Here is a 2,295-nt window from a genome sequence, read left to right on the forward strand (position 1 = left end):
TGGGGCCGCTCGATCACGTCCCGCCTGCCGAGTTCGAAGCCAATTACCATCGTCAACGCGCTGGTCAGGCCGCGACCGTCTGACTTAAACCAACTGGCCTCCGCGGAACCCGGGGCGTTTCAACAATCAATGTGCTTGTCCTCGTAAGAAACACCGAGGTTGTTGCTTACGCTGAGCATCCACGGGGTGCCGGAGATTTGTCGATGCTTTCACCCTCTTGTCTACCCAGAGCGCACGCTCTTGTCGTCCGTCGTACAGATGCAAACGGCTGGGTATTTCTCGTTGCTGCACATGCGACCTAACCACTCTACAAGGACTTCCCACCGTTTCAAGCGCCAATAGCAAGACCTGACCCCTCAAGGGCGTTTTCATTTCCAGACCTGTGTTCTGAACAGCGGCAACGCAACGAGGAACAGACTGAACATCTACAAACGGCCTTGCAGGCCGCGACAAGCCAGAGGCTTGTCCCTTCGCCAGGCACAGGCCGTCCTCAGGACGCCCTGTGTCCGGGCTCAGCTTGATGCGGGCGGTGCCGCTGCCCCAGATACGAACCGCTCAGCAAGACCCCATTCGTTCGGCGTTGTTGGCTCAGCGCACCGAGCGTGCAACGGACGGGTTATCGGGTTCACCTGCTGCCGGTCTGCCTTGCAGGCCGCGGCAAGCAAGGAGGCTTGCCCCTTCGCCAGGAACAAGCCGTCCTCAGGACGCCTTGTGTCCAGGCTCAGCCTGTGCTTTGCCTCTACGAACGTGGGTCTGCGATGTGAACTGGACTCAGGCTGGCCGAGGCTCCTTGAGCGCCGGCAGCTTGTACGGCGGAACAGGTGGCACATGCTCGGGGTCGTAGTCGAGCTCCCGGGTCTGCGGCGCACGCAGGATGCGGGCGTTCTTGTTTCGCCAGCGCCACCAGGGCCTTTTGCCAGCCGACCCGGTCGCGCAGCTGCAGCAACCGCTGCGAGATGCGGTGCTTGCGTTTGGGCGCGGCCGGCAGCGCTGACTTGGCGCCCTGGATCAGCAAGGTGCGCAGGTCGTCATCGCCATGCTCGGTGATGCGCCCCAGGCGGTTCTTGCCGACGCTGGAGTTATGGCTCGGCACCTGGCCTACCCAGGCGCTGAACTGGCGCGCGCTCTTGAACGGGCGCATGTCACACACGGCGGCCACCAGGGCCGAAGCGGTGAGTTCATCTTGAACACGAAATGGCGCAATGAAGTGAGGCGCGATCAGCCAGGCGTCCAAGCCCATCAAGCGCAGGCGGCGGGCGAGGTGATGGGCGCCGGAGCAAGCTTCCATGACGACCAGGGTGCCGGCAGGCAGCGTGGCGGCCCACTGCTCATCGCGCTGCGTCGACATCGGCCGCGCCAGCACCGGGCGTTCGGCGTAGTCCACGGCGTGGACCTGGTAAACACGCTTGGCCAAATCCACCCCAACTCGGGTAATCTTCGCCACGGACTTCCCCTTTCAACATGGCTGCAGAGTGATGACTCGAACCACCAATCGTGGCGCTTTGGCGCCGTTGCCTGCACGAGGGAAGTCCCTTCGTATTCCGCTCTGGCTGACTCGCGTCGGCAAGCCGGCGCTCGCTGCACAGCTTCAACGTTAGGTGTCGCAGTTCATCTCCTTGACTCTTCCGCGACAGAGGAATCGCCAATGGCTGAAACCAAGACCAAACCCACGGGCGTAAGCGTTGATGAGTACCTCGCATCCCGCGCCAGTCCAGAGCAACTCAGCGACTGCAAAGCCATCATGGCCCTGTGCAAGCGCGTCACAAAGCAGCCCGCAGTAATGTGGGGGCCAAGTATCGTGGGCTATGGCAGGTACAAGTACCGGTACGAGAGCGGTCACTCTGGTGAAGCACCCCTCACTGGCTTTGCTGTCCGCGGCCGGGAACTGGTTGTGTACCTCAGCTGCGAGGATCCTGAGCAGGGTGAACTCCTTGCCAAGCTGGGGAAGCACAAGATGGGCAAGTCCTGCCTCTACTTCAAACGCCTTGCCGACCTTGACACCAAGGTGCTGGAAGAACTCATTGTCGGGTCCGTCGCAGAAATTCAGCGCCGCCACCCGCACGCCAGCGACGGCTAGCCACTCGCTCAACCGGAGCAGCAACGGCATGCCGCCTTTGGGCCTCATTGCAATTTGGCCCTGCGGCTTCCTGCCGCCATGGGCTGAGCATGCTAAACGTTGAGGCTGTAAAAAATCTCCTCAACATCCCCAATTCACAGATAGAGCGCTAGCGGTTCAACTACGCAGACATCCCAGGAGGTCTGCATGCCGCGCTACAAGCCCCAGGTCCGCGATTC

1 protein-coding gene and 1 pseudogene are annotated in these 2,295 nt (G+C 61.7%); one reads left to right on the forward strand and one right to left on the reverse strand.

Annotated elements, in window-relative coordinates:
- Positions 1-771 precede the first annotated feature (771 nt).
- Positions 772-1,444 (reverse strand): annotated as a pseudogene (locus tag RQP53_RS24590) (transposase).
- A gap of 201 nt (positions 1,445-1,645) precedes the next feature.
- Between RQP53_RS24590 and RQP53_RS24595 the strand changes: the two are divergent.
- Positions 1,646-2,077 (forward strand): DUF1801 domain-containing protein, encoded by a 432-nt coding sequence (locus tag RQP53_RS24595; RefSeq protein ID WP_315653375.1) that lies wholly within the window; start codon positions 1,646-1,648, stop codon positions 2,075-2,077.
- The last annotated feature ends 218 nt before the right edge of the window (positions 2,078-2,295 follow it).

It is taken from the genome of Roseateles aquae (genome assembly GCF_032337115.1).
GTDB classification, from domain to species: domain Bacteria; phylum Pseudomonadota; class Gammaproteobacteria; order Burkholderiales; family Burkholderiaceae_C; genus Roseateles_C; species Roseateles_C aquae.